This window comes from Neobacillus sp. GCM10023253, from assembly GCF_042653105.1.
GTDB lineage: Bacteria > Bacillota > Bacilli > Bacillales > Cytobacillaceae > Neobacillus > Neobacillus citreus.
In genome coordinates, this window is record NZ_JBHSHV010000026.1 from 191,402 (window position 1) to 198,197 (window position 6,796).

General features: G+C 42.0%; 6 protein-coding genes and 1 riboswitch. Of the genes, 1 reads left to right on the top strand and 5 read right to left on the bottom strand.

From position 1 onward, the window contains the following. The first annotated feature begins 330 nt into the window (after positions 1-330). The gene (locus tag ACFPA1_RS23555; protein WP_378586258.1) at positions 331-720 is read left to right on the top strand and encodes a VOC family protein; all 390 of its coding nucleotides are present in this window, start codon (positions 331-333) and stop codon (positions 718-720) included. Positions 721-799: 79 nt separating this feature from the next. Here the strand turns inward: ACFPA1_RS23555 and ACFPA1_RS23560 are convergent, their stop codons facing one another. From ACFPA1_RS23560 to ACFPA1_RS23580, 5 genes are all read right to left on the bottom strand, one after another. Beyond that, entirely contained in the window at positions 800-1,573 is a 774-nt protein-coding gene (locus ACFPA1_RS23560) for an REP-associated tyrosine transposase (protein WP_417611619.1), read from the bottom strand. Positions 1,574-1,941: 368 nt separating this feature from the next. Then, a complete protein-coding gene (locus tag ACFPA1_RS23565) occupies positions 1,942-2,799 on the bottom strand; it encodes a GGDEF domain-containing protein (RefSeq protein ID WP_378586278.1) in 858 nt (285 codons plus the stop codon). Positions 2,800-3,036: 237 nt separating this feature from the next. Beyond that, on the bottom strand, positions 3,037-4,335 hold the full coding sequence (locus ACFPA1_RS23570) for a DUF5667 domain-containing protein (RefSeq protein WP_378586264.1): 1,299 nt from the start codon (positions 4,333-4,335) through the stop codon (positions 3,037-3,039). A gap of 87 nt (positions 4,336-4,422) precedes the next feature. Beyond that, a riboswitch (cyclic di-GMP riboswitch) is annotated at positions 4,423-4,508 on the bottom strand. Positions 4,509-4,701: 193 nt separating this feature from the next. Next, a complete protein-coding gene (locus ACFPA1_RS23575; RefSeq protein WP_378586267.1) occupies positions 4,702-5,817 on the bottom strand; it encodes a mechanosensitive ion channel family protein in 1,116 nt (371 codons plus the stop codon). 295 nt (positions 5,818-6,112) lie between these two features. Beyond that, entirely contained in the window at positions 6,113-6,568 is a 456-nt protein-coding gene (locus tag ACFPA1_RS23580; protein ID WP_378586270.1) for a staygreen family protein, read from the bottom strand. Between the last annotated feature and the right edge of the window lie 228 nt (positions 6,569-6,796).

Sequence of the window (6,796 nt, forward strand, 5' to 3'; positions counted from 1 at the left end):
TCAATGGAAAGCTAGGTATCCTAAATTACATGAAACGGGTAATTTCACCATTAAGAAACTGCTTCTCATTCACTATTAAAACTGTTTATATTATTATGATATTTCGAAATTCAGTTTTCGTCAAGTGATGCATAGGGACGGTTCTCGTGCATCAAAATGGGGTTAACTGAAGCAAGGGGAGGCATGGGAAAGGTTCTTCTGTTACCAAAAGTTTTTCATAGAGAAATAAATGAGGCAGGAGAACCGTCCCCATGCCTCAAACGTGAAACCTCGCACTAAATATGTTATATTTCCATGTATTGAGAAATTTTAGTATTGGGGTTGATAACGTTGATTGAGTATACTGAGCTGCATCATGTAAGTTTGAATGTTACAGATTTAAGCAGGGCTAAGAAATTTTATAGTGAGATACTATGTTTAGAAGAACTTACCCGGCCTGCTTTTGATTTTGAAGGGGCTTGGTACGGTATAGGGAATCAACAGCTGCACTTAATCGTCCTTCCCCACTCGCAAACCCTTCGGCAAGACAAAAGCTTAAGCAGCAGGGAAGGACACTTTGCCCTTCGAGTCAAAAACTATGCAGAAACTTTAGCTTGGCTGAAAAAGAATGGAGTAAACGTCCTAGAAAAGCCAAACAGCGTCAGCGGCTTTGCCCAAATCTTCTGCGCCGACCCGGATGGAAATCTCATAGAATTAAACGTCGATCAATCGGAGTTGTGATGCACGGGGACGGTTCTCGTGCATCAAAATGGGCTGGGCGGAGGAAAGAAAAATGAGGCAGGAGAACCGTCCCTATGCCTCATGCTCTAAATATAAGATTAGGGGATACCCCTAAAATTCTTGCAGCCTGGCGTTGGGATATACCTCTAATATTTTTTACTTTTTGAAAGACTTCCTTTCTTTGCGCCTTTGGCAGTACCTTTACGCGAGTGATATCCCCAGGGCCAAGTAGTTTCTTAATTTCGAACCTTGCCTCTTCGTCAGGCAGCCTTGTTCTTTTCTCTTCCAGGCATTCATCGTTGTTAATTTTTTCGTTATATTCTTTGAATTTTTCCATCGCAAAGGTTTGATCAGGGGATATTTTTCCGAAAATAAAATTTGCATCAAGCAGCTTTCTACCATCACGATATTCACCATAATACTCACGGCAGCTGCTCCATCTCCATTCATCTGGCCTGTCTGCGATTCCTGCCTTAACGGGATTTTGATGAATGTACCTAGTAACTGTTAGTAAATACCTATTATCTTCTACATTTTCACTTCTAAATCGCCCCTGAAACAAATGCCCCGTCGTGTCGTACTTCCAGTTATAATACGAGGCATAGCTGACACCAATCCGCTTCATCGTATTAGATATATCTTCCTTACCCTCTCGCAAAAGGAGATGGACATGGTTGCCCATCAAACACCAGGCGTATATCTCCAATTCCGATTCCATTTTATACTTTACTAAAATATCAAGAAACCTATTACAATCCTCATCATCATGGAAAATCTCCTGCCGATTCGCTCCTCTCCACATAATATGGTAAACACCGCTCATACTCTTCACCCTTGCACTTCGGGGCATCATAATCACCTAACCTTGAATTTAAATGGGGAAACAAGGTGAAGCATGGGGACGGTTCTTATGTCTCAAAAATGTACAATAGGTCGTCATAAATAAAAAGTTTGTAGACCAAATAGTTATCATTAAGGGAATAGTCATATAAAAGTAGTTTAAAAAAAGTGGGTTAAAATAAGAAGCGCGAGAACCGTCCCTAGGTTCTGCTTGATTCCGGGGGTTAAACTGGGGTTACAGCTCTATCATATACTACTTTAAATAGTTTTTCATCTTTTTACCATTTAGGGAGGCAAAAAATTAGAGGCATGAGAACCGTCCCCATGCATCAGCGACGGTCCAAAAATGATGCATGAGAACCGTCCCCATGCATCACTATTTCAAACCACATATACTGCGTTTTTGCCGGCAAGTTTGGCGTTGTACATGGCGGAGTCTGCGCTTTTTAGGATGGTGGCGGGGGTGTCGTCTGGCTGGCAGACGGCGATGCCGATGCTGGCGGAGACCCTGCAATCGTTGACGCTTAGCTGCAAAAGTTTTAAGATCCGGTTTGCTAGAGCCTCCGCTTGATGGGTGTTTGCGCCTTTAAGCAACACTGTGAACTCATCACCGCCAAGTCGGCTCACAAAAACATCCTCATCTTCTAATTCTTTTAGTTTTCGAGAAACCTCTATTAGAACCTCATCCCCGGCCTCGTGGCCATACTGATCATTCACCCTTTTAAAGCCATCCAAATCAATAAACATCAGACAAGCCTGTTTCTTTTTTCTTAAGGAATGCTCTAATTTCCTCAAAAAATAATGTCGATTGGGAAGGCCTGTCAACGAATCATATAAAGCCATTTGCATTAGTCTTTCATTTAACTCTTGTATTTTTAGCTGTTTATTTTGGAGCTTGTCCGTTAATACCCCTACCCCAATTGAGCAGGATAGCGTAATGACAGAGATACCAATATGCAGTGCCGCGCTTTCATCGATCATATCTTCACTGTGGAACTTTTTTTCATAAAAAAACCAGCTTAAATGATAGGCATTGAGGATGATTCCAGTAAAAACTCCGCCATATAATCCTAGATAATAGGAAAAGATAAAGCACGGGAAAAGCAATGCAAACCACGCCATGTCGTCGATGTAAAACGTTTCGTAGTCATCTAAAAAGTCGGGTAAGATTGCAAAAAATATACATAGCAAAACAAGCGGCACAGGAATTTTCCTACTAACGCCCACATTCAAATTCATCAATCAGTTATCCTCCTTGGCAGCCCAGCTGAAAATAGCAAACATCCCCATTTCAAGGAATTAATTTAGTAAAATTATAATTCAAATTCACATATTTTAATAGATTACAAAAAATGGTGATGCATGGGGACTGATCTGGTGATGCATGGGGACTGATCTGGTGATGCACGGGGACGGTTCTTTTGCCTCAAAAAAGGAAAAATGATGCATGAGAACCGTCCCCATGCATCATTCTTTTTACTGACCATCTGTTTTCTTTGAGTTTTCCTGGGCGCTTTTGGCTTGTTCGGCTTGCTTCTGTGCTTTTTCGCGTTGTTGCTCCAGAGCCTTTTTGGCTTGTTCTTTCGCTTGCTCTGCCTGCTTTGCGGCCTCTTCACGTTTTTGCTCTGCTAGTTTTGCCGCATCAGCACGTTTTTGTTCCTCTATTTTAACTGCCGCCTCGCGCTGGCTTTCTGCCATTTTTTGTGCTTCTGCTTTAGCTTGATTTACAGTGGTCTTTGCAACTGCATTAACTTTCTCAAGAGGCTTTTGCTCAGTTTCCTCGGCAGCCTCATTCGTGGCTTTTTCAACATCTGCCGTATTTGCGGTATCTTCCGTAGACTCCATATTTCCTTCTACAGGCTGTACATTGGTGGTTTCATCTTCCACTTCGCCCGCGGCTTGGTCGTCCCCAGTGTTTTCCTGCTTAAGCTCCAACTCCGCTAACTTCTTGCTGATTTTCTTTTCAATCTTTTCTTGTACTTTGCTGACGTTCTTGGCTAATGCCTCTTTTGCACGAGGGTTGTCCACTTTTTCCAAGGCGGTTTGCAAAGCTAACAAGTTAGCAGCAAACTTAGCCTCAATCGCTGCCCGGACTGGGTCAACAGGTGCTGCCGTTTCGTCTCCTTCAACAGTTATACCTTCATCGTTAGTCGCTGTTTCATCTTCGGACGTCCCAGGCTGAGAATCCTCAACCGTCTCGCCTTGCTGATATTTGGCCAAAGCCAATTCTTGTTGTTCCAGCGCTTGTTGAAGAGTTTCATTGGCTAATTCCTCTTCGCCAGAAGCTAGCAATGCCTCCGCCTCTTTAATGCGTTCCTCCGCGAAAGAAGCCAGCAGTTCCGACTCTTTTACTTCATCAAAGGTTAACGCTAATTGAACATTCTCCATTAATTTTTTTACAAAGTAGAGAAAATCTCCAGGTAGTAAAGATGGTTCTTCACCTGATACTTCTGTCGTACCCTCTGTTTGCGCAGCATCGGTTGTTGTTTCAGTAGTATCGGCTGCAGCCCCAGCATCCACGGTAGTTGTTGGTTCGGATGCCACCGAAGATGTTGCCTCTGCATCGGTTGATTCAGATTCAGTAGTTGCATCAACAGTTTGTCCTACCTGAACCGTCTGATCCTGTTGAACAGTATCTTCTGTTGGTGTAGCAGTGGTCACGGGTTCCTCCGCAAACGCCGAACCAACTCCACCAGTGAACACAAATCCCGCAGCTATTACGCTTGTTGCAAGGACATTGCGAACCTTTTTGAATGACTGAACATTTTTTACCATAAAAAAATTCCTCCTAAACTAGTTTATGTTTAAAGGAAGAATCTCGAAATAAACCCTATTAAGCTAGAGCCTTTTCGCGATTCTCCATTTGGTAACCCAGCCGCCATAGCGATATACGCCTTAGGCCTGTGACTTTGCGTCTCTACCTTTCGATAGATTTGCCTTTTACAAATGAAGAACGACACCCAAAAGACTCTCGTCCATCATTTTCTACTTAAATATATAATAAACGACAAAAAATGAGTAGATGGTCCCGTTAAAATGATGCAGAGGGACGGTTCTTATGCATCAAAATAGTTGTCAAACGCTTAAATAACACAACTATGCTCCAAAAAATGATGCACGAGAACCGTCCCCATGCATCACTCAATCAACAGAGCCCATTGTTTGGAATACTTCGTTTGTTTGTGGTGTGACGTAGAGGGTTCGGCTCGGGAAGGCTATTTCTACTGCCTCTTCCTCTAGTATCGCCATGATTTCTAGATTGATTTCGTGTTTGATTTTTACGTGTTCTGCCCAAACGGTCGAGTTTGTGAAAAAGTAGATTAGAACATCAAGACTGCTCTCGTTATAGTGGTCGAACGCGACCATAATGGTATCCGGGTGGATTTCCTCATGCGTCCTTAGCAATTGTTCAATCCGCCTTACTACTCGTTCCAATTCTTCCTTCGTGGTTTTATAGTTAAGTCCTAAGTGAAAATCGATCTTTCTTTTTCCCATACGGCTCCAGTTCGTAATCGCTTCGTTCGCGAGTGTCGCATTTGGAACCGTCACTAGAGCTTGGCTAAAGGTTCGAACCTTCGTGCTTCTAAAATTGATATCTTCGACGATCCCCTCTACGCTCGGCGTCTTGATCCACTCTCCAATCGAAAATGGTTTTTCCGTGACAATCACGACCCCGCCAATGAGATTCCCGACAGCTTCCTTTGCCGCTAAAGCAAAGGCAAGTCCCCCTAAGCCAAGGCCGGCAACCAATCCATTGACATCATAATTAAACTCCTGCCCGATAATACTGATACTAATGGCGATAATAATGACGCGAATGGTCCTTGAAATAAACGGAAGAAGAATCAAATCAATCTTATTGTTCATTTTTTCATTAACACTGATCAAGATTCCTGTGCTAGGAGAAGACAAATTAAACAATCCCCACGTAATTAAAACAATGATCATCGAACGCAAAAATTTGATAAACAACGCATTTTGCTGCTCCATAAAAGGGAAATAATCCATCGCCAGGTACAAACCTACAATAATAAACGCCCACCCTAAAGGACGTTCAAAACTCAAACAAATCTGTGTTAAAAATTCAGTCGGTGTTTTGCGGGTCAATTTTACAATCAACTGAAACACATATTTAGTAAACAGGTTTCTAAAAAGAATAAATACAGCCAAAATTCCAATCGAAATTCCTAAATTTTTTAACATGTCATAGTCTATGTCCGCCGTTGAAAAAGCCAATACCAAAGAATCCAAAGACATTTCAAAAAATACCTTCCCTCTACTCCAAGACTTTATAACATCATTAAACCATTACAACGAAATATAATAACTTTTTTAAAAAAATAATGGAATACATCAATAGTCTCAGATTGAAGCACGGGGACGGTTCTCTTGCCTCACAATTGCCTGTGCTGAGTCAGCTTTGAGGCAGAGGGACGGTTCTTATGGTTCAAAAAATGGTGTACTAGAAGACACAAATCCATCCGATTATTACCAATAGTTAAGTTAGGGGAAAATGGCGGGCAACGACTGAAATGAGGCACGAGAACAGTCCCTACGTATAATAGCGCGGAGTACGATAGTACATGGTTTGGTTAAAGGCTGGAAAGATTGAGTTAAAGTGTATAAAGATGTTTGCATCGAGCAGTTCAGGATACTGACGGAAAAGACGTTGGTCGCCATAGATGATGGCAGATAGGGCAAGGTTCAATTCACGCTGGAAGATCAGGAATCGCCGCTGTGCCGTTTGTTCATCAAATTCCCCTCCACTCACATACACATTTCCGCTTAAAATAGGCGCTCCCTTCTTTGTTGTCATCCATTCTGCCAGTACTTCATCACGCTTGGAAACGTTAATACCTTTTAAATCATAATGATAGCCAATGCTCAAAAACAAGTCACCGGTTGTATCGGAATGTGTCAAAGTGTATTTTCGGCCATAAACCTGCATCGATGATGAGGAAGGCAAGCAGTTAACATGCAGCTTAGAAGGATTGAAATCCGGATTCATAAACATACTCCCTATAAAAGATTTAACCCTTTATAGAATATTTCGGAAAAATGAAGACTGTGAACCATTTTGGAGGTTCTTTTGTTTAGAGTAGCTAGCAATGATGCATGAGACCGTCCCCGCGTCCAAACACAAAATGATGCACGAGAACCGTCCGAGACCACTGAAAAACATTTCCAAATAAGTGGAAATGAGATGTATTTTTCTGAATAAATAAATAAAAAAGCC